This is a genomic window from Pantoea vagans, assembly GCF_004792415.1.
GTDB classification, from domain to species: domain Bacteria; phylum Pseudomonadota; class Gammaproteobacteria; order Enterobacterales; family Enterobacteriaceae; genus Pantoea; species Pantoea vagans.
Map to the genome: position 1 here is coordinate 2,898,946 of NZ_CP038853.1, position 19,730 is coordinate 2,918,675.

The 19,730-nt window shown below is 56.1% G+C and carries 17 protein-coding genes; 1 reads left to right on the forward strand and 16 read right to left on the reverse strand.

From position 1 onward, the window contains the following. Positions 1–11 precede the first annotated feature (11 nt). The 9 genes from cydA to sdhC form a co-directional block, all read right to left on the reverse strand. Positions 12–1,583 carry a cytochrome ubiquinol oxidase subunit I gene (gene cydA, locus EGO56_RS13685; protein WP_135909717.1) on the reverse strand — a complete coding sequence of 524 codons (1,572 nt, stop codon included), beginning with the start codon at positions 1,581–1,583 and terminating at the stop codon, positions 12–14. A 575-nt stretch (positions 1,584–2,158) separates the two neighbouring features. Continuing rightward, positions 2,159–3,034 (reverse strand): succinate--CoA ligase subunit alpha, encoded by an 876-nt coding sequence (gene sucD, locus EGO56_RS13690; RefSeq protein ID WP_013357147.1) that lies wholly within the window; start codon positions 3,032–3,034, stop codon positions 2,159–2,161. Next, positions 3,034–4,200, reverse strand: a complete 1,167-nt coding sequence (gene sucC / locus EGO56_RS13695) for an ADP-forming succinate--CoA ligase subunit beta (protein WP_003853151.1) — start codon at positions 4,198–4,200, stop codon at positions 3,034–3,036. Before sucC ends, sucD begins: the two co-directional genes overlap by 1 nt. Before the next feature lie 67 nt (positions 4,201–4,267). Then, positions 4,268–5,491: a 2-oxoglutarate dehydrogenase complex dihydrolipoyllysine-residue succinyltransferase gene (gene odhB, locus EGO56_RS13700; protein WP_061061927.1), complete on the reverse strand. Its 1,224-nt coding sequence runs from the start codon at positions 5,489–5,491 to the stop codon at positions 4,268–4,270. A gap of 15 nt (positions 5,492–5,506) precedes the next feature. After that, positions 5,507–8,314 carry a 2-oxoglutarate dehydrogenase E1 component gene (gene sucA, locus EGO56_RS13705; RefSeq protein ID WP_033731875.1) on the reverse strand — a complete coding sequence of 936 codons (2,808 nt, stop codon included), beginning with the start codon at positions 8,312–8,314 and terminating at the stop codon, positions 5,507–5,509. Between the two features lie 200 nt (positions 8,315–8,514). Beyond that, on the reverse strand, positions 8,515–9,231 hold the full coding sequence (locus EGO56_RS13710) for a succinate dehydrogenase iron-sulfur subunit (protein ID WP_013357144.1): 717 nt from the start codon (positions 9,229–9,231) through the stop codon (positions 8,515–8,517). A gap of 14 nt (positions 9,232–9,245) precedes the next feature. Continuing rightward, complete coding sequence (sdhA, locus tag EGO56_RS13715) at positions 9,246–11,012, reverse strand: succinate dehydrogenase flavoprotein subunit (RefSeq protein ID WP_013357143.1); 1,767 nt, start codon at positions 11,010–11,012, stop codon at positions 9,246–9,248. Then, complete coding sequence (gene sdhD / locus EGO56_RS13720) at positions 11,013–11,360, reverse strand: succinate dehydrogenase membrane anchor subunit (protein WP_135909718.1); 348 nt, start codon at positions 11,358–11,360, stop codon at positions 11,013–11,015. It lies immediately after the preceding gene. Then, positions 11,354–11,743: a succinate dehydrogenase cytochrome b556 subunit gene (gene sdhC, locus EGO56_RS13725; RefSeq protein WP_033782341.1), complete on the reverse strand. Its 390-nt coding sequence runs from the start codon at positions 11,741–11,743 to the stop codon at positions 11,354–11,356. Before sdhC ends, sdhD begins: the two co-directional genes overlap by 7 nt. A 632-nt stretch (positions 11,744–12,375) precedes the next feature. Here sdhC and EGO56_RS13730 point away from each other — a divergent pair. Then, positions 12,376–13,659: a citrate synthase gene (locus EGO56_RS13730; RefSeq protein WP_033731874.1), complete on the forward strand. Its 1,284-nt coding sequence runs from the start codon at positions 12,376–12,378 to the stop codon at positions 13,657–13,659. A 358-nt stretch (positions 13,660–14,017) separates the two neighbouring features. On the opposite strand, the gene nei is transcribed toward EGO56_RS13730, so the two are convergent. From nei to pxpB, 7 genes are read right to left on the reverse strand one after another with little or no spacing between them, the layout of a single operon-like run. After that, positions 14,018–14,806, reverse strand: coding sequence for an endonuclease VIII (nei, locus tag EGO56_RS13735; protein WP_135909720.1), 789 nt, complete (start codon positions 14,804–14,806; stop codon positions 14,018–14,020). 11 nt (positions 14,807–14,817) lie between these two features. After that, positions 14,818–15,465, reverse strand: a complete 648-nt coding sequence (gene pcp, locus EGO56_RS13740; protein ID WP_013357139.1) for a pyroglutamyl-peptidase I — start codon at positions 15,463–15,465, stop codon at positions 14,818–14,820. A 6-nt stretch (positions 15,466–15,471) separates the two neighbouring features. After that, complete coding sequence (locus tag EGO56_RS13745) at positions 15,472–16,488, reverse strand: DUF979 domain-containing protein (RefSeq protein WP_135909723.1); 1,017 nt, start codon at positions 16,486–16,488, stop codon at positions 15,472–15,474. Further along, positions 16,488–17,216: a DUF969 domain-containing protein gene (locus EGO56_RS13750; RefSeq protein WP_135909725.1), complete on the reverse strand. Its 729-nt coding sequence runs from the start codon at positions 17,214–17,216 to the stop codon at positions 16,488–16,490. The genes EGO56_RS13745 and EGO56_RS13750 overlap by 1 nt, the downstream gene beginning before the upstream one ends. A 52-nt stretch (positions 17,217–17,268) precedes the next feature. Beyond that, positions 17,269–18,006 carry a 5-oxoprolinase subunit PxpA gene (gene pxpA, locus EGO56_RS13755; protein ID WP_135909727.1) on the reverse strand — a complete coding sequence of 246 codons (738 nt, stop codon included), beginning with the start codon at positions 18,004–18,006 and terminating at the stop codon, positions 17,269–17,271. Beyond that, the gene (gene pxpC / locus EGO56_RS13760) at positions 17,996–18,925 is read right to left on the reverse strand and encodes a 5-oxoprolinase subunit PxpC (RefSeq protein WP_135909729.1); all 930 of its coding nucleotides are present in this window, start codon (positions 18,923–18,925) and stop codon (positions 17,996–17,998) included. Before pxpC ends, pxpA begins: the two co-directional genes overlap by 11 nt. Next, on the reverse strand, positions 18,919–19,575 hold the full coding sequence (pxpB, locus tag EGO56_RS13765) for a 5-oxoprolinase subunit PxpB (protein WP_135909731.1): 657 nt from the start codon (positions 19,573–19,575) through the stop codon (positions 18,919–18,921). Before pxpB ends, pxpC begins: the two co-directional genes overlap by 7 nt. Positions 19,576–19,730: the final 155 nt, after the last annotated feature.

A 19,730-nucleotide genomic window follows, 5' to 3' on the forward strand; every position in this document is an offset into this window, starting at 1 on the left:
GGTCGCTCTCCTTATCCCTGAACCGGCTGAGTGGTTGCTGTGATCTGCTCATGATGATATCGCCCGGTTTTCAGGCTGCTCGGCCCAAGGCGGGCGAATTTGAACATCAGGTACATCTCTGCCACCAGGAACAGCGTGTAGAGTCCGCAGATCAGGATCATCGAGAACAGCAGATCGCCCACAGTCAGCGAGGAGTTGGCCACCGCGGTCGGCAGGATTTCACCGATAGCCCAGGGCTGACGACCATACTCGGCTACGAACCAGCCTGACTCGACAGCAATCCAGGGTAACGGAATACCAAACAGCGCCGCTTTCAGTAACCAGCGATTTTTGCCCACGCGATTGCGTATTACGCTCCAGAAAGAGAGTGTGATAATGCCCAGCAGCAGTACGCCACACAGCACCATGATGCGGAACGCAAAGTAGAGCGGCGCTACGCGCGGGATAGAGTCCTGGGTCGCCTGCTTAATCTGCGCTTCGGTCGCATCCGCCACATTGTCGGTATAGCGCTTCAGCAGCAGACCATAACCGAGATCCTGTTTGTGACTATTGAACGCGTCACGTACTGCGGGATCCTGACTGCCGCCGCGCAGTTCATTCAGCAACGTGTAGGCTTTCATGCCGTTGCGGATGCGCACTTCATGCTGAGCCATCAGATCTTTCAGGCCGGTGACCGGCTTATCGATGGATCGGGTCGCGATCAGGCCCAGCAGCCACGGGATCTGCACGGCATACCGGTTCTCCTGCGTTGCCTGATCGGGCAGGCCAAACAGCGTAAATGAGGCTGGGGCTGGCTGGGTTTCCCACTCGGCTTCGATAGCGGCCAGCTTGGTTTTCTGCACGTCGCCCATTTCATAGCCAGACTCATCGCCCAGCAGAATCACGGAGAGGACCGCCGCCATGCCAAAGCTGGCCGCAATAGCGAACGAGCGTTTAGCAAAAGCAAGGTCGCGCCCTTTCAGCATGTACCACGCGCTGATGCCCAGAATGAACATCGCGCCGGTGGTGTAACCGGCCGCAACGGTGTGAACGAATTTCACCTGCGCCACCGGGTTCAGTACCAGCTCTGAGAAGCTGACCATCTCCATGCGCATGGTTTCGAAGTTGAATTCAGAGGCGATGGGGTTCTGCATCCAGCCGTTAGCAACCAGAATCCACAGCGCGGACATGTTCGAGCCCAGCGCCACCAGCCAGGTCACCGCCATGTGCTGCACTTTACCCAGCCGATCCCAGCCAAAAAAGAACAGGCCGACAAAGGTCGATTCCAGGAAGAACGCCATCAGACCTTCAATGGCGAGCGGCGCGCCGAAGATATCGCCGACGTAGTGAGAGTAATATGACCAGTTTGTTCCGAACTGAAATTCCATGGTCAGGCCGGTAGCGACACCCAGCGCAAAGTTAATACCAAATAACTTGCCCCAGAACTTCGTCATATCTTTATAAATTTGTTTACCGCTCAGGACATAGACCGTCTCCATGATCGCCAGCAAAAACGCCATACCCAGCGTTAAAGGGACGAACAGAAAATGGTACATCGCTGTTAAGGCAAACTGTAACCGCGACAGTTCGACGATATCTAACATAATGACTCCTTGCTCCTCGCTTTGTCTCCGTCACGCGCGCGATCAGAACGAACGTAATCAGAGTCAGGAACGACTGTTTATTGATTCCAGTTTTTTTATGACCAGCAGAACAGATTTGTGAGCTGCCCGAACAGGCGAGTAGCGAATAAAGCAGCTCTGAAAATTGTCAATCCGCGCCTTCATTAACGCGTGCTTTAACAGGAGGAAAGCGGGTGTCATCCCGGGTTGAGCAGACGTTTGAAAATTTGTGTAGAAGGCTGGATTGATGCAGCGCAATTTACGCTCTTAGCGTTGCGCTTTGCCAGCGATATAGTTGGATATAAATCGCGATTAATTGATCTGGATTAACGCAATAAGTTTCCAGATAGAGTCAGGTGGGTTTCTTGTTAATGAGATGTCATTAATGAAATAAAGCGGGGAAAAATAGTTTACCTTTGCCACTTTTTATTAACGTAACTAATACCTGCGTGGTTATCTGACCACGCCCTCTTCTCTTTAAATGTCTGGGTGATGGCTGTGCGTTACCGGCATAAAAAAAGCCACCCGTAGGTGGCTTAGTCTCAGATGACGACGACTTATTTTGCCGGTAATACGGCTTTAACTGCGTCACCGATGTCAGCCAGGCTGCGAACGGTTTTTACGCCTGCGGCTTCCAGTGCAGCAAATTTCTCATCTGCTGTACCTTTACCACCGGCAATGATGGCGCCCGCATGGCCCATACGCTTGCCTTTCGGCGCGGTGACGCCAGCAATGTAACCCACAACCGGCTTGGTCACGTGCTCTTTGATGAAGGCTGCGGCTTCTTCTTCTGCGCTGCCACCGATTTCACCAATCATCACGATCGCTTCAGTCTGTGGATCATCCTGGAACATTTTCAGGATGTCGATGAAGTTAGAGCCCGGGATCGGGTCACCACCGATGCCGACGCAGGTTGACTGGCCGTAGCCGATATCAGTGGTCTGCTTAACTGCTTCATAGGTCAGGGTGCCTGAACGGGAAACGATACCGACGCGGCCCGGCTGGTGAATGTGGCCCGGCATGATGCCGATCTTACATTCGCCTGGGGTGATTACGCCCGGACAATTTGGACCGATCATCCGCACGCCCGCTTCATCCAGCTTCACTTTCACGGTCAGCATATCCAGTGTCGGGATACCTTCGGTGATGGTGATAATCAGCTTGATGCCCGCTTCAATCGCTTCCAGGATGCCATCTTTACAGAAAGGTGCCGGAACGTAGATCACGGTGGCAGTTGCGCCGGTCGCTTCTACCGCTTCGCGTACGGTGTTGAACACCGGCAGGCCGAGATGCGTCGTGCCGCCTTTGCCTGGCGTCACGCCGCCAACCAGCTGAGTACCGTAAGCCAGCGCCTGCTCAGAATGGAAAGTCCCCTGGCCACCGGTGAAACCCTGGCAAATGACTTTGGTGTTTTTGTCGATCAGAATGGACATTATTTACCCTCCGCGGCAGCAACAACACGCTGTGCGGCGTCTGTCAGGCTGGTTGCTGCAATGATGTTCAGACCGCTGTCCGCCAGTTTCTGTGCGCCCAGCTCGGCGTTGTTACCTTCCAGACGTACCACTACTGGCACGTTAACACCCACTTCAGCGACTGCGCCGATGATGCCGTCGGCAATCAGGTCACAGCGTACGATGCCGCCGAAGATGTTAACGAAGACGGCTTTAACCGCATCGTCAGACAGGATGATTTTGAAGGCTTCGGTCACGCGCTCTTTAGTTGCGCCGCCGCCGACATCAAGGAAGTTGGCTGGCTGACCGCCATGGTGCTTAACGATGTCCATGGTGCCCATCGCCAGACCTGCGCCGTTAACCATACAACCGATGTTGCCTTCCAGCGCAACATAGTTCAGTTCCCATTGTGTCGCATGCGCTTCACGTGGGTCTTCCTGGCTTGGATCGCGCATTTCGCGCAGCTCTGGCTGGCGGAACAGGGCATTGCCATCGGCGCCCAGTTTGCCATCCAGGCAGATCAGATCGCCCTGCTTAGTGATGACCAGCGGGTTGATCTCAACCATCGCCAGATCGCGCTCCAGGAACAGCGTTGCCAGACCCATGAAGATCTTGGTGAACTGACCAACCAGCTTACCGGTCAGGCCCAGTTTGAATGCCAGCTCGCGACCCTGATAAGGCTGCGGACCAGTCAGTGGGTCCAGCGCCATTTTGTGGATCAGGTGCGGGGTCTCTTCCGCCACTTTTTCGATTTCCACGCCACCTTCGGTTGAGGCCATGAAAATCACGCGACGCGTTGCGCGATCGACCACAGCGCCCAGGTAGAGCTCCTGATCGATGTCGGTTGCCGCTTCAACCAGAATCTGGTTTACCGGCTGGCCGTTTGCGTCTGTCTGATAGGTCACCAGACGTTTGCCCAGCCAGTTTTCAGCAAATGCGCGAATCTCTTCTTTGCTGTTAACCACTTTCACACCGCCCGCTTTACCGCGGCCACCGGCATGAACCTGACATTTAACTACCCACGGGCCTGCGCCAATTTTAGAGGCTGCTTCTTCCGCTTCACGTGGTGTAGTACAGGCGTAACCCGTTGGTGCCGGCATGCCATACCGTGCAAACAGTTGTTTCGCCTGGTATTCGTGTAAGTTCATGATGTTCTATCCATTCAGGTCTGAAAAGAGTATTGAGGTTGGGCGCGCGAGGCGCGCCCGGTGAAAATCAGACATCCAGCAGCAGACGCGCCGGATCTTCCAGCATCTCTTTCACTGCAACCAGATAACCCACTGATTCACGGCCATCGATCAGACGGTGGTCGTAGGAGAGCGCCAGGTACATCATTGGCAGCACCACAACCTGACCATTGACCGCCATCGGGCGATCTTTGATAGCGTGCATGCCCAGGATGGCGCTCTGCGGTGGGTTGATGATCGGGGTGGACATCAGGGAACCAAAGACGCCGCCATTGGTAATGGTGAAGTTACCGCCGGTCAGATCGTCAACTGTCAGCTTGCCGTCACGGCCTTTCACTGCCAGCTCTTTGATTTTCTTCTCAATGTCCGCCATGCTCAGCGCATCAACGTCACGCAGAACCGGTGTCACCAGACCGCGTGGCGTAGAGACCGCGATGCTGACGTCGAAGTAGTTGTGGTAAACCACATCTTCGCCATCGATGGAGGCATTCACTTCCGGATAGCGTTTCAGTGCTTCAACAACCGCTTTGATGTAGAAGGACATGAAGCCCAGACGTACACCGTGACGCTTCTCAAAGGCCTCACCATACTGCTTGCGCAGATCCATGATGGGCTTCATGTTGATTTCGTTGAAGGTGGTCAGCATCGCAGTGCTGTTTTTCGCTTCCAGCAGACGCTCGGCAACACGCTTACGCAGACGGGTCATCGGCACGCGTTTTTCGCTGCGATTCGCCACAGGCTGCTGCACAGCTGCAGTTTCTGCCGCAGGTGCGGCGGCTTTGGCGGCCTGTGGTTTATTGGCCAGATGTTTTTCAACATCTTCACGGGTCAGACGTCCGCCTACACCGCTGCCTTTGATCTGCGAAGCATCAAGGTTGTGCTCGGCAATCAGACGGCGAATGGCCGGGCTGAGCGCATCGTTGCTCTCTTCTTCCAGTGACGCAGTCTGACGCTGAGCCGGGGTAGACTCTTTGCTTTCAGACTTCGCGCTGGTCTCTTTACCGGCGCTGTTGCCCTCTTTCAGACGACCCAGAATCTGGCGTGAAGTGACGGTGGCGCCCTCTTCTTCCAGAACCGCTTCCAGGATACCGTCAGCAGAGGCTGGCACTTCCAGCACCACTTTGTCGGTTTCGATTTCAACCAGCACTTCATCGCGAGTCACTGCATCGCCTGGTTTTTTGTGCCAGGTTGCCACGGAGGCATCGGCAACCGATTCAGGCAGGTCGGGAACGAGAATATCTACGCTACTCATTATCTTTCCTTTTAATTAATTAACGTTCAGCGCGTCATTAACCAGGTCTTGCTGCTGTTGTTGGTGTACGGACATGTAACCCACGGCCGGTGAGGCGGAGGCTGGGCGGCCTGCATAACGTAAGGTCGCACCAAACGGCACAACTTCACGGAAATGATGCTGGCTGCAGTACCAGGCGCCCTGATTCAGCGGCTCTTCCTGACACCAGACAAAATCCTGTACGTGAGAATACGCTTTTAATGCTTCCTGAACCGCGTGATGCGGGAACGGATAGAGCTGCTCGATACGGACAATCGCCACATCGGTCTGCTCATTTTTACGACGCTGCTCAAGCAGGTCGTAATAGACTTTACCGGAGCACAGCACGACGCGTTTCACGCCCTGCGCATCCAGATTATCCACTTCGCCAATCGCCGGCTGGAAGCTGCCGTTAGCCAGTTCATCCAGCGTGGAGATCGCCAGCGGATGACGCAGCAGCGATTTCGGCGACATCACAATCAGCGGACGGCGCATACCGCGCAGCGCCTGACGACGCAGCATGTGGTAAACCTGAGCAGGCGTAGACGGTACGCAGACCTGCATGTTCTGCTCAGCGCAGAGTTGCAGATAACGCTCCAGACGCGCAGAGGAGTGCTCTGGTCCCTGACCTTCATAGCCGTGCGGCAGCAGCATAACCAGGCCACACATACGGCCCCATTTCTGCTCACCCGAGCTGATGAACTGGTCGATAACAACCTGTGCACCGTTGGCGAAGTCACCAAACTGCGCTTCCCAGATGGTCAGGATGCGTGGCTCAGCAGTGGCGTAGCCATATTCAAAGGCCAGTACCGCCTCTTCTGACAGCACGGAGTCCCAGACTTTGAACTGGCCCTGACCGCTATGCACATGGTGCAGAGGGGTATAGGTTGAGCCGTTTGCCTGGTTATGAACTACCGCGTGACGGTGGAAGAAGGTGCCGCGACCGGTATCTTCACCCGACAGACGCACCGGAATGCCTTCATCAACCAGCGTGGCGTAGGCCAGGTTTTCCGCGCCGCCCCAGTCAAAGGCTTTCTCGCCTTCAGCCATCAGACGACGGTCGTTATAAATCTTGGCAACACGCGACTGCACCTCAACCTCTTCAGGAACCTGGCTGATACGCAGCGCCAGCTCCTTCAGACGTTTCATGTCGACCTGAGCCGGGTAAGGCTCATCCCACTCATGATTCAGGTAAGGTGACCAGGTAAAGGAGTGCAGGCTCATCGGACGCCATTCCGGCACCACGCATTCGCCCGCATCCAGCGCATCACGGTAAAGATTGACCATTTCGGTCGCATCTTCCTGCGTGGCAACGGCTTCACCTTCCAGACGGTCGGCGTAAATTTTACGCGGCGTCGGATGTTTTTTGATTTTCTGGTACATCAGCGGCTGGGTCGCACTTGGCTCATCGGCCTCGTTGTGACCATGACGGCGATAGCAGACCAGATCGATAAACACATCACGCTTAAAGGTGTTGCGATAGTCGAGCGCCAGACGGGTTACAAAAGCGACCGCTTCCGGGTCATCCGCATTGACGTGGAAAATCGGTGCCAGCACCATTTTGCCGATGTCGGTGCAGTAAGGCGTTGAACGCGCATCTTTCGGGTTGGACGTCGTAAAACCAACCTGGTTGTTGATGACGATGCGAACAGTACCGCCCACTTCATAACCGCGTGCCTGTGACATGTTCAGGGTTTCCTGAACCACGCCCTGGCCAATCACCGCCGCGTCACCATGAATGGTGATCGGCAGGACTTTATTGCTCGCAGGCTCATCCAGACGATCCAGACGGGCACGCACGGAACCCATAACGACCGGGCTGACGATCTCCAGGTGTGACGGGTTAAACGCCAGCGCCAGGTGAACCAGGCCGCCTTCGGTTTCCACGTCAGAAGAGAAGCCCATGTGGTACTTCACGTCACCGGTGCCAAGATGCTCTTTATGCTTACCGGCGAACTCGTCGAACAGATCCTGCGGCTTTTTACCCAGCACGTTGATCAGCACGTTGAGACGACCACGGTGCGCCATGCCCAGCACGACTTCACGGGTACCGCTCTTGCCAGCGTGACGGATCATTTCGCGCAGCATGGGCACCAGCGCATCGCCGCCTTCCAGCGAGAAGCGTTTGGCACCCGGGAATTTCGCCCCGAGATATTTTTCCAGTCCTTCTGCCGCGGTCAGCTCTTTCAGGAAACCTTTTTTCTCTTCGTTGCTGAACGCTGCACGGCCCGCTACAGACTCAAGACGCTGCTGGATCCAGCGTTTCTCATCCGTGTTGTTGATGTGCATATATTCCGCACCGATTGAGCCACAGTAGGTCTGCGTCAGCGCGTCGAAGAGATCGGCCAGCTTCATGGTCTCTTTACCGATGGCAAAAGAGCCTACGTTAAAGCTTTCCTGAAAATCGGCCTCGGTCAGGTCATGAAAAGCGGGATCAAGATCGGCGACCCGATCCTGTTTCCACAGACCAAGCGGATCGAGATTGGCGTGCTGATGACCGCGAAAACGAAACGCGTTGATCAGCTGCAGCACTTTCACTTGCTTGGAGTTGGTTTCCGGATCGGAGACAGATGAGGTGTAACGAGATGCGTCTTTCGCCAGGCGACGGAAGTACTCACGTGTGGTGGAGTGAAACTGCTCAGGTTTCATTCCGGTGCCCGGTAACTGTTGGAACATCGAGCGCCACACTGCATCGACAGAGTCAGGATCGGTCAGGAAATCCTCATAGAGCTGCTCTATGTAAGACTGATTCGCGCCGGCCAGCCAGGAAGAGTCCAGCCAGGGCTTCATCGCGCTGTTCTGCATTGTGATCCCTTAAGCATTGCTATGCTTTTTTGAGGTTTCATTTGTTGCCGCTTTCGCGGTTTGCCGTAGTGAGTTCAGCGATACGAGCACTTTGCGCAGCGCGCGTGGCCCGTAAGGGAACCTTTGTAAACGTGGTCATCACCGCGCTTACAGAGGCTTCCGTAAAACACCGGGAACCTGAGGTTCCCGGCGGAGACTGCTTATGCGCCGCGCTGCAGCAACATCGACTTGATATGGCCGATGGCGCGCGTCGGGTTCAGCCCTTTCGGACAGACACTCACACAGTTCATGATGCTATGGCAGCGGAATACGCTGAAAGCGTCATTCAGATTGTCGAGACGCGCATCTGTTTCAGTGTCGCGGCTGTCAATCAGGAAACGGTATGCCGCCAGCAGGCCGGCAGGACCGATGAACTTCTCAGGATTCCACCAGAATGATGGGCATGAGGTTGAGCAGCAGGCACAGAGAATACACTCGTACAGGCCATCCAGGTGCTCGCGCTCATCCGGTGACTGCAGATGCTCACGTGCTGGCGGATTTTCCCCATTATTCAACAGGAAAGGCTTAATTTTCTCATACTGCGCATAAAACTGGCTCATGTCTACGACCAGGTCACGCACAACCGGTAAACCTGGCAATGGACGGATAACGATTTTCTGTTTGCCGTTGCCCAGGGCCGAAACCGGCGTAATGCAGGCCAGTCCGTTTTTACCGTTCATGTTGAGGCCATCAGAGCCGCAGACGCCTTCACGACAGGAGCGACGAAACGCCAGCGTCGGATCTTTCTCTTTCAGGCGAATCAGCGCGTCCAGCAGCATCATGTCGCGACCATCTTCCGATTCCAGGGTGTAATCCTGCATGCGCGGCTTGTCATCGACGTCCGGATTGTAGCGATAAATTGAAAACTCGAGTCTCATGATCGTCTCCGAAATTAGTAGGTACGCACTTTCGGCGGGAACGCCGCGCGCAGTTTCGGCTGCATGTTCACCTCACGGCGCGTCATGCTTTCGGTTTCCGGGACATAAAGACTGTGGCACAGCCAGTTTTCATCATCACGATCCGGGAAGTCGAAGCGACTGTGCGCACCGCGGCTCTCGGTGCGATAGTTAGCCGCTACCGCCGTGGCAAAGGCCGTCTCCATCAGGTTATCCAGCTCCAGACACTCAATGCGCTGAGTGTTGAAATCCGGTGAGCGGTCATCCAGACGCGCTGATTTCAGACGCTGGCGAATCTCTTTCAGCTCTTCCAGACCCTGCGCCATCGCGTCGCCTTCGCGGAATACAGAGAAGTTGTTCTGCATGCAGCGTTGCAGCGCTTTACGAATCTCAACCGGATCTTCACCGGTGGTGTTATTTTCCCAGCGGTTGAAGCGCGCCATCGCCACGGCAATCTCATCTTCCGTGGCGTCACGCAGTTCGCCCTGCTCCTGAATACTCTCCAGCAGGTGCAGACCCGCTGCGCGGCCAAAGACCACCAGGTCAAGCAGTGAGTTGCCGCCCAGACGGTTGGCGCCGTGTACTGATACGCAGGCAATTTCGCCGACGGCGAACAGGCCAGGAATCACCACATCTTCACCCTGCTCATTCACACGCAGTGCCTGACCGGTCACTTTGGTCGGAATACCGCCCATCATGTAGTGGCAGGTCGGAATGACCGGGATAGGTTCTTTGATCGGATCGGCGTGAGCAAAGGTGCGTGACAGCTCGAGGATGCCAGGCAGACGTGATTCAAGCACCTCTTTACCCAGGTGATCGAGTTTCAGTTTGATGTGCGGACCCCACGGGCCGTCACAGCCGCGACCTTCACGGATTTCAATCATCATTGAGCGCGCAACCACGTCGCGGCCCGCCAGATCTTTGGCGTTTGGCGCATAACGTTCCATGAAGCGTTCGCCATGTTTGTTCAGCAGATAGCCGCCTTCACCACGGCAGCCCTCGGTGACCAGCACGCCCGCACCGGCGATACCGGTTGGGTGGAATTGCCACATCTCCATATCCTGCACCGGCACGCCCGCACGCAGTGCCATACCCACGCCGTCGCCGGTGTTGATATGTGCATTGGTGGTGGACTGATAGATACGGCCCGCGCCGCCGGTGGCCAGAATGGTCGCTTTCGCTTTGAAATAGACGGTTTCGCCGGTTTCGATACAGATAGCGGTACAACCGACTACCGCGCCGTCGGCGTTTTTCACCAGATCCAATGCATACCACTCAGAGAAGATGGTGGTTTTGTTTTTCAGGTTCTGCTGATAAAGGGTATGCAACAGGGCGTGGCCGGTACGGTCTGCTGCTGCTGCGGTACGTGCCGCCTGCTCGCCGCCGAAGTTCTTCGACTGACCACCAAACGGACGCTGATAGACACGACCATCTTCCAGACGCGAGAACGGCAGGCCCATGTGCTCCAGTTCCAGAATCGCTTCCGGGCCGGTTTTACACATATATTCAATCGCGTCCTGGTCACCGATGTAGTCGGAACCTTTGACGGTGTCGTACATATGCCATTCCCAGTTATCTTCATGGGTATTACCCAGCGCAACGGTAATACCGCCCTGCGCAGATACGGTGTGGGAACGGGTCGGGAAAACTTTCGATAACAGGGCACAGCTCTGGCCGGCCTGGGAGATTTGCAGTGCGGCCCGCATACCTGCGCCACCTGCGCCGATCACCACGGCATCAAACTCTCTGATTGGCAAACTCATTTACACACCCCACACCACAACAAATCCATAAATCGCATACCACAGCAGCGCCACGACAATCACAAACTGCAACAACAGGCGCGTTGGCAGTGATTTAACGTAGTCTGTTAACACCTGCCACATACCAATCCAGCCGTGAATCAGAATGGAGAACAGCGTCAGCAGCGTGAACACTTTAGTGAATGCCGAAGCGAAGAAGCCACGCCACAGGTCATAAGTCAGCGTGTCTGCCATCACAACGAAACCGAGGATGTAGACGATGTAGAGCGTAATGAGAATTGCAGTTGCCCGCAGCAGCAGCCAGTCCTGAATGCCGTTGCGACCTAATGCGGATGCATTGCTTACCATACGAGGACTCCCGCCAGAATTGCCAGCACGACAGTGATCACAAAAGTCATATGAGCAGAACGCTTGCCCACTTCCAGCGTTTCAGCCAGATAACCAAAATCCATCAACATATGACGAATCCCGCTCACCGCGTGATAGGCCAGCGCGGTTAAGATGCCCCACATGATGAACTTCGCGAAGAAGCCATCCATGATGGATGCAGCGTGCTGGAAACCTTCAGGAGAAGAGAGAGAGAGACCGAGCAGCCACAGCAGGATGCCAATGGCAACCAGGGTGATTACGCCGGAGACGCGGTGAAGAATGGACGATATTGCAGTAACGGGAAACCGGATCGTCGAGAGATCCAAGTTGACAGGTCTTTGTTTTTTCACGGTTTTGCCCACACAGCTCTTTTTTATTTTGCTTCCTCCGGACCTGAGGCGGAGTCTAATCACAACGTGTGGCAGACTTAACCGTCACCAAACAAGCAACATCCAGTGTTAATTGACGCGGTAGTAAACGCTGGGTGGCTCCTGGTGTCAGGGTGTTCCGGAGACCTGCCAGGAGTATAGGAGGATCACATTCTGATTACAATTCCCCTACAAACTCTTTGGTATATTTTAGGTGGAACAGTGATCCTACTCACGATTTTCACAATTGATACAATTTTAATTATCTGATTTGACAATAGTTCAACAATTCAGTTACAAACTAAGCCTGTAAATTCCTATGATGCACAAAAGTTATGGGGATACACTTTCCCCTAAGCGCAAGTTATGTAACATTGCGAATATGAGCTTTAAAAAGCATCAGGTTATTGGTTACCAAGAAGTTATGTCCTGACCGGATCTTTAACAACCGCGATATGCAGCATGTCCATGGCTCACCGGTTCCCGCTGGGAACGCGCCGCTCACTCTGTACCCTGCACCCGCTTTATACCCGCAGAGTGATACCGTGTAGTTTTGCCAACCGCAACATGAACGCGTTTCAGGTGTCTAAAGATCCTTACCTACATAAGGCGCTATGGAGACGAAAATGACAGATAAAAAAGTAACGCTAACCCTGCAAGATGGAACATCTATTGAACTGGACGTGCTGAAAGGTACGCTGGGCCAGGATGTGGTTGATGTCCGCGCTCTGGGTTCAAGTGGCCTGTTCACCTTCGATCCCGGTTTTACGTCTACAGCGTCCTGCGAATCTGCCATCACTTTTATCGATGGTGACGAAGGTATTCTGCTGCACCGTGGTTTCCCGATTTCTCAGCTGGCGACCCATTCTAACTATCTGGAAGTCTGCTATATCCTGCTGAACGGCGAAGCGCCGGACCAGAAACAGTTTGATGAGTTCCGTACCACCGTTACCCGTCACACCATGATTCATGAGCAGATTACCCGCCTGTTCCACGGCTTCCGTCGTGACTCGCATCCGATGGCGGTAATGTGCGGTGTGACCGGTGCACTGGCTGCGTTTTACCACGATTCACTGGACGTAAACATTGAGCGCCACCGCGAAATCGCGGCATTCCGTCTGCTCTCTAAGATGCCGACCATGGCAGCGATGTGTTACAAATATTCTATCGGCCAGCCGTTTGTTTATCCGCGCAATGACCTCTCTTACGCCGGTAACTTCCTGCACATGATGTTCGCCACGCCGTGCGAAGAGTACAAAGTGAACCCGGTGCTGGAACGCGCCATGGACCGCATCCTGATTCTGCATGCTGATCATGAGCAGAACGCTTCAACCTCTACCGTACGTACCGCCGGTTCAAGCGGCGCGAACCCATTTGCCTGTATCGCCGCAGGGATCGCCTCTCTGTGGGGACCGGCGCACGGCGGTGCCAACGAAGCGACTCTGCGTATGCTGGAAGAGATCAGCACTGTTGAGCACATTCCGGAATTTGTTAAACGCGCCAAAGACAAGAATGACTCCTTCCGTCTGATGGGCTTTGGTCACCGCGTTTATAAAAACTACGATCCACGTGCGACCGTGATGCGCGATACCTGCCATGAAGTATTGAATGAGCTGGGTATGAAGGATGATCTGCTGGAAGTGGCGATGGAGCTGGAACACATTGCGCTGAACGACCCGTACTTCATCGAGCGTAAACTCTATCCAAACGTGGACTTCTACTCCGGTATCATTCTGAAAGCCATGGGTATTCCTTCGTCCATGTTTACGGTGATCTTCGCGATGGCCCGTACGGTTGGCTGGATTGCTCACTGGAAAGAGATGCACGACGAAGGCATGAAGATTGCCCGTCCGCGTCAGCTCTACACCGGTTATACCGAGCGCGAATTCAGCTCACAGCTGAAAAAGTAAGATTCGGTCGATAGCGGAGAGAAATCTCCGCTTGATGTGGTTATAACGCTGGGGCGCTTCGCTGGGATACTGCGCCTGCGCATGAAACACGGTCAGATCGGAAAGTCGCTTAAACCATCCCTGGCCGCTCGGCCCGCGCGATTACGCACCTCATCCATGAGGTGCGCCCGTAAACGGGCCAACGCGTTGCGTTGTTCAAAAACACTCCCGGCGTTTTTGTCCCTGGCGCGGGACGCTTTCCTCTTCTGACCATGTTCCCCGCGCGTTAAGCTTCTTCGTAGCGGTTGGAATCACCCGGTTCGAAGTTTTTTAGCCGTCTGATGTAAGAACATTTTTCGCTTTTAACTTCATGCGCTTTCTATCTCTGACAACCCGGACACCAGTAAAAAGGCCGTGATGAAAGCGTGCCCTTCTCAACTATCGTGCCACAGCGCCGGCATTTTTTGCCCTGCCGATGAAACACCTCAAACTGAAATGCCGCTTCCTCATGATACTTCTTCATGGTTCCCCGCATCCGATAAGCATGACGCGGCACCGATAGCAGCGCCTCGCTGAAAGCAGTCAGCTGATCGTCACTGAGATCCTGCGCCCGATGATTTGGCAGCAGCTGCGCCAGCCAGAGAATCTCGGCGCGCAGGTAATTTCCCAGCCCGGCCAGAAAAGCCTGATCCAGCAGCAGACCACTGAACTGTCGCCGCCGGAACCGGGGCGACAGCAGCCGCTCTTTCACCTCTTCAACGTTAAGCTGGCTGTTCAGCACATCCGGTCCGATGCGGGTCAGAAAGGGATGCGCCGCCAGCGTATCTGCGTTGAGCAGTTCAATATCGGAGGCGCTGTAAAGCAGAATCGCTTTGCCCGCCGTCGCCAGCCGCACCCGCAACTGACGTGTGGTATTGAGTTCGGTATCGGGTTTAACAATGCGCCAGACACCATAAAGCTGGTTATGACTATAGAGTGTCAGGCCATTGCTGAAATGCGTCAGCAGCGCTTTGCCCCGCGTCTCAATCGCCTGCACCTGCTCACCAATCAGTGAGTGTTCGTAAGTCTTCAGCTGAGGAAACGCGAACCACGCTTCCGTTAACGGCTGCCCCACAATGGCGGCTTCAAGCTTATCCGCCACGCGGCGAATTTCCGGTCCTTCAGGCATCGTTCATCCTCTTAATGGGTGGCGCCGCCAGCCTGTTTGATATCGTCGCCGGTCTCCAGCGTCACTTTTACCGCAATCTCCAGCGCCTGAATGATGGTCGCCACCGCCATGCTGGGGGCACCCGGATGCTGCGCCGCCTGTTCGGGCAGATAAGGAATATGAATAAAGCCACCGCGCGCCGGGCTTTTCTGCTGCTCCAGCCAGTGCAGCAGGCCATACATCACCCGGTTACAGGTGAAGGTGCCTGCCGTCTGCGAGACCGATGCGGGAATCCCCGCTTCACGCACTGCGGCCACAATCGCTTTGATGGGCAGCCGGGAAAAATAGGCTGCCGGGCCGCCTGCCACAATCGGTTCATCGACGGGCTGGTTTCCCGCGTTGTCCGGGATGCGGGCGTCATCAACATTAATACCGATACGTTCTACGGTAATGTCGCTGCGGCCACCCGCCTGCCCTACCGACAGCACTGCATCCGGTTTCACCTCATCCAGTGCCCGGTTCAGCACGTTGAGCACCTCACTGAACACCACCGGCAGCTGGCGTATGACTATCGTCGCCCCGCCAATCTGTTTGCCTTCCAGTGCGCGCACCGCTTCCCAGGAAGGATTAATCGTTTCACCGCCAAAGGGTTCAAAGGCGGTCATCAGGACAGTTTTCATGCAGCCTCACAGGAACATCAGGAAATAGAGCAGGAAAATGTTAACGATTAACAGTAGCACACCGGTCGGAATCTGAGCTTTGATGACCGCGTTACGATCGGGCAGCTCCAGCAGCGCCGCCGGAACAATATTGAAATTGGCCGCCATTGGCGTCATCAGCGTGCCGCAGTAACCGGAGAACATACCAATCGCCGCCATTACTGCCGGATTTCCGCCATGCTGCAACACCAGAATCGGAATCCCGACGCCTGCGGTAATAATCGGAAACGCCGCAAACGCGTTACCCATGATCATCGTTAACAGCGCCATACCGACGGCATAGACCGTTACCGCAATAAACCGGTTATCCACCGCCAGCCAGGTTTCGGTCAGATGCGAAATGGCACTGCCCACGCCCGCGCTGGTAAACAGCAGTCCGAGAGTGGCGAGGATCTGCGGCAGGATAAAGGCCCAGCCAATCGAATCCAGCAGGCGACGGGTCTCCTGCATCGACTGCACCGGTTTTTCATGGGTCAGTTTCAATGCCACCAGCCAGCCAATGACACAGCCGACCATCATTGAAAAAAGTGTCACCAGCGTGGCGTGATTTCCCGGCCCGAACACGGCATCCTGCAGACCGGGAATATGGTTAAACGCCAGCACACCGACCACGGTCACGACCGGAATGGCCAGCGCAGGCAGAAACAGTTTGTTGCGCAGACGCAGCGCACTGCCCTGCTTCTCTTCATCGCTGCGCTGATGATAGCGCCCCAGCCGGACACCACCCAGACCGGCAATCAGCGCCATTACCACCACAATGACACCGATGGTGATGTGCAGCATTCGGGTGCCCATCGCGTCCGAGCCCATCAGACTGCTCATCATCTTCGTCGTCCAGTCACCCACCAGAAACACCAGGCCATACAAGGCCCAGAACAGTCCGGTGGTAAAGCGGCGTGGGTTCGCACTGTCACGCCACGAGAGAATAGCCACCACCAGCAGGATAATGCCCGCCAGCCACATCAGATATTGTTGCTGGAACATTACTGACCTCCTTTGGCTTTCAGCGCCTGGTTGTTCAGCAGCTGCAGCTCACGCGCCAGCTGACGATCGAGTCGCACCAGACGTGCCGAGTGGATCAGGAAGGCGGCTATAGCGGTCGGAATGCCCCATAACGCAATGTGCAGCGGTTCGGTCTGAATCCCGGCCGACTCCTGCATGAAGTTGTGCATAAAGATAATCGCGCCAAATGCCACGAAGATATCTTCACCAAAGAAGAGTCCGACGTTATCGGTGGCTGCTGACATGGCACGCAGCTTATGACGCAGCTCAGGTGTGATCTCACCATAACGGTTTTCCGTTGCGCCCTCTGCCATCGGGGCCAGCAACGGACGTACCATCTGCGGATGCCCGCCGAGGCTGGTTAGTCCCAGCGCGGCGGTGACTTCACGTACGAACAGGTAGACGATCAGCAGACGTCCGGCGGTGGCCGTTTTAATCTGAGCAATCCACGCCTGTGCGCGCTCCTTCAGCCCGTGACGCTCCAGCAGGCCAATGACCGCCAGCGGCAGCAGCAGAATCAGCGGCAGGTTACGGGTATTCAGAAAACCCGCGCCGAGCTTTTCCAGAATGTCCGCCAGCGGCATCATCGCCGCCAGACCGGTCACAAAACCGGCGACGATCACCACCAGCACCGGATTAAAACGTAATACGAAGCCGACGACGATCGCGGCAATGCCCAGTAAAGGCCAGAGATTCACTGCACTTTCCATGGATTTCCCCCAGAGTTAAAAAACCCGACATAAGCCGGGCTAAGTAGTGTTTTCAGGCGCTGGTGACACGGATCTGCTGTCCGGCAAACGCATCACGCAACCGCTGTGCAAACTGCAGGGCGTGCGCGCCGTCGCCATGTAAGCAGACGGTCTGCGCATTCACTGCCACCCATTCTCCCGTGATACTTTTTACCTTGCCCTGCTGCACCATCGTCAGCGTCTGATCGATAGCCTGCTGCTCATCGTCAATCAGCGCGCCCGGCTGGCTGCGCAGCACCAGCGCACCGCTGCTGAGATAGCCACGATCGGCAAAGACCTCTTCCCGTGTGCGTAAGCCATAGTGCGATGCGGCACGTATCGATTCGCTGTTCGCCAGTCCCACCACAATCAGCTGGCTGTCGACGGCACGGATGGCGCGGGCAATGGCGTCTGCCAGCACCGGATCAGCCGCGGCCTGGTTATAGAGCATGCCGTGCGGCTTAACGTGAACCAGCCGCGCACCTTCGCTTTCCGCCAGGCTTTTCAGCGCGCCAATCTGGTAGATCATCTGGGCATAGACCGTTTCCGGTGGCAGCTGCATGGCGCTGCGGCCAAAGTTCTCCCGATCGGGGAAAGCAGGATGCGCGCCGATGGCAACGCCGGATGCCTGCGCCCAGCGCACCGACTGCAGCATGGTCTGCGCATCCCCTGCGTGAAAGCCACAGGCGATGTTGGCGGAACTCACCAGTTCAAGCAGCGCCTGATCGCTGGCACAGCCTTCGCCCAGGTCGGCGTTTAAATCAATTTTCATGAAGTCCCCATTTCATCTGGTCCAGCGCGCGTTGCTGATGCTGACGTGCCAGCATCGCTTCCGGCAGCGTGCAGTGAATAAAGTGAATCGGCTCACCCAGGCGGATTTGCGCCAGATGGTAGAGATCGGCTTCGATGACGGAGGCGATACGCGGATAGCCGCCTGTGGTCTGGGCATCCGCCATCAGCACGATAGGCTGTCCGTTCGGCGGTACCTGAATCACACCCGGCATCACGCCGTGTGACAGCAGCTCACGCGGACTTTCACGTTTAAGCTCACGTCCCTCAAGCCGGTATCCCATCCGGTTACTTTGCGGACTGAGTTTCCATGCGGTGCGCCAGAACGCCTGCTGCGCGTCGGGGCTGAACTCGTGATACTCCGGACCAGGCAGTGCGCGGATGCGGTTGCCCCACAGCAGCTGCCGTACCCCGACTTTGCGGTCGAACTGACGCGTCGGTTTGCCCAGCGGGATCTGATCGCCATCCCGTAAGGCGCGACCGTGAAACCCGCCGAATTTTGCTTTCAGATCGGTGCTGGCTGAGCCGAGCACCGCAGGGATGTCAAAACCACCCTGCACTGCCAGATAGCTGCGCATGCCGCGCTGCGGCATCGCCAGCGACAGGACCTGGCCGCGTTTTACCGGCGTGCGCCAGCCCGTCCAGACCGGCTTACCGTCCAGCTCCGCATGGCAGCCTGCGCCGGTCAGTGCGAACCAGCCGTCGCGGGTAAACTCCGCTTTGAACTGGCCGAGCACCAGCTCCAGCACCGCGCTGTCAGGCGCATTGCCCACCAGCACGTTGGCGGTGAACATCGCGGGATGATCCAGTACGCCGCCGGGGCTGATGCCATACTGACGCCAGCCGTAGCGGCCCGCATCCTGAAGGGTGGCGGCCAGCCCGGCGCGAAGAATATTTAACATACGCCCTCCTGTTGCGGCACAAAGCGAACCCTGTCACCGGGACGGAGCAGTGTGGGCGGTTGCTGCAGGGGATCAAACAGCGCGGTGTGCGTCTGGCCAATTAACTGCCAGCCGCCGGGCGATGCCAGCGGATAGACGCCCGTCTGGCTGCCACCGATGCCAACCGATCCGGCCGGTACCGCAACTCTCGGCTCCGCACGGCGCGGAATGTGCAGACGCGGATCCAGACCGCCCAGATAGGAAAAGCCCGGCTGAAAGCCGACAAAAAACACCACATAGTCGCTGCTGCTGTGCAGCTCAACCACCTGACCGGGCTTCAGCGCGGCATGTTCCGCCACCACCACCAGATCGGGGCCATGTTCGCCGCCATAGATCACCGGGATCTCCACCAGACGCGATTCCGGCAACTGCGCTTCACTCTCTTCCCACCAGCGCTGAAGCCGCTCTATCGCATCCAGCGCACTCTGCTGGGGATCGCGCAGAATCAGGGTGATATTGTTCATGCCGGGAATGACCTCCAGCACGCCCGCATCCGACTGCAGTCGCTGGTTCAGTCCCCAGATACGCTGCTGGCTCTCCAGTGAGACCGGCGGCTCCAGCTCCAGCACGACAGCGCGTTCACCCAATAAATAACACCGTGCTCGTTGCAACAGCTACCTCCCGCCTGATTGAGATCGTGCCTGGCCGACCTGACCGGATGCCCGGATCAGCCGATGGCTTATCTACTTAAAGCAAATAGTTATGCGAAAGTGGCAGGGATGTGTCAACAGATTTTAGGTCCTGCGCAGGCGCGCAGGACAAGGGA

Coding starts and splice junctions, on each gene's coding strand:
- cydA (WP_135909717.1), bottom strand. CDS start 1,583: ATGTTAGATATCGTCGAACTGTCGCGGTTACAGTTTGCCTTAACAGCG.
- sucD (WP_013357147.1), bottom strand. CDS start 3,034: ATGTCCATTCTGATCGACAAAAACACCAAAGTCATTTGCCAGGGTTTC.
- sucC (WP_003853151.1), bottom strand. CDS start 4,200: ATGAACTTACACGAATACCAGGCGAAACAACTGTTTGCACGGTATGGC.
- odhB (WP_061061927.1), bottom strand. CDS start 5,491: ATGAGTAGCGTAGATATTCTCGTTCCCGACCTGCCTGAATCGGTTGCC.
- sucA (WP_033731875.1), bottom strand. CDS start 8,314: ATGCAGAACAGCGCGATGAAGCCCTGGCTGGACTCTTCCTGGCTGGCC.
- EGO56_RS13710 (WP_013357144.1), bottom strand. CDS start 9,231: ATGAGACTCGAGTTTTCAATTTATCGCTACAATCCGGACGTCGATGAC.
- sdhA (WP_013357143.1), bottom strand. CDS start 11,012: ATGAGTTTGCCAATCAGAGAGTTTGATGCCGTGGTGATCGGCGCAGGT.
- sdhD (WP_135909718.1), bottom strand. CDS start 11,360: ATGGTAAGCAATGCATCCGCATTAGGTCGCAACGGCATTCAGGACTGG.
- EGO56_RS13730 (WP_033731874.1), top strand. CDS start 12,376: ATGACAGATAAAAAAGTAACGCTAACCCTGCAAGATGGAACATCTATT.
- nei (WP_135909720.1), bottom strand. CDS start 14,806: ATGCCTGAAGGACCGGAAATTCGCCGCGTGGCGGATAAGCTTGAAGCC.
- pcp (WP_013357139.1), bottom strand. CDS start 15,465: ATGAAAACTGTCCTGATGACCGCCTTTGAACCCTTTGGCGGTGAAACG.
- EGO56_RS13745 (WP_135909723.1), bottom strand. CDS start 16,488: ATGTTCCAGCAACAATATCTGATGTGGCTGGCGGGCATTATCCTGCTG.
- EGO56_RS13750 (WP_135909725.1), bottom strand. CDS start 17,216: ATGGAAAGTGCAGTGAATCTCTGGCCTTTACTGGGCATTGCCGCGATC.
- pxpA (WP_135909727.1), bottom strand. CDS start 18,006: ATGAAAATTGATTTAAACGCCGACCTGGGCGAAGGCTGTGCCAGCGAT.
- pxpC (WP_135909729.1), bottom strand. CDS start 18,925: ATGTTAAATATTCTTCGCGCCGGGCTGGCCGCCACCCTTCAGGATGCG.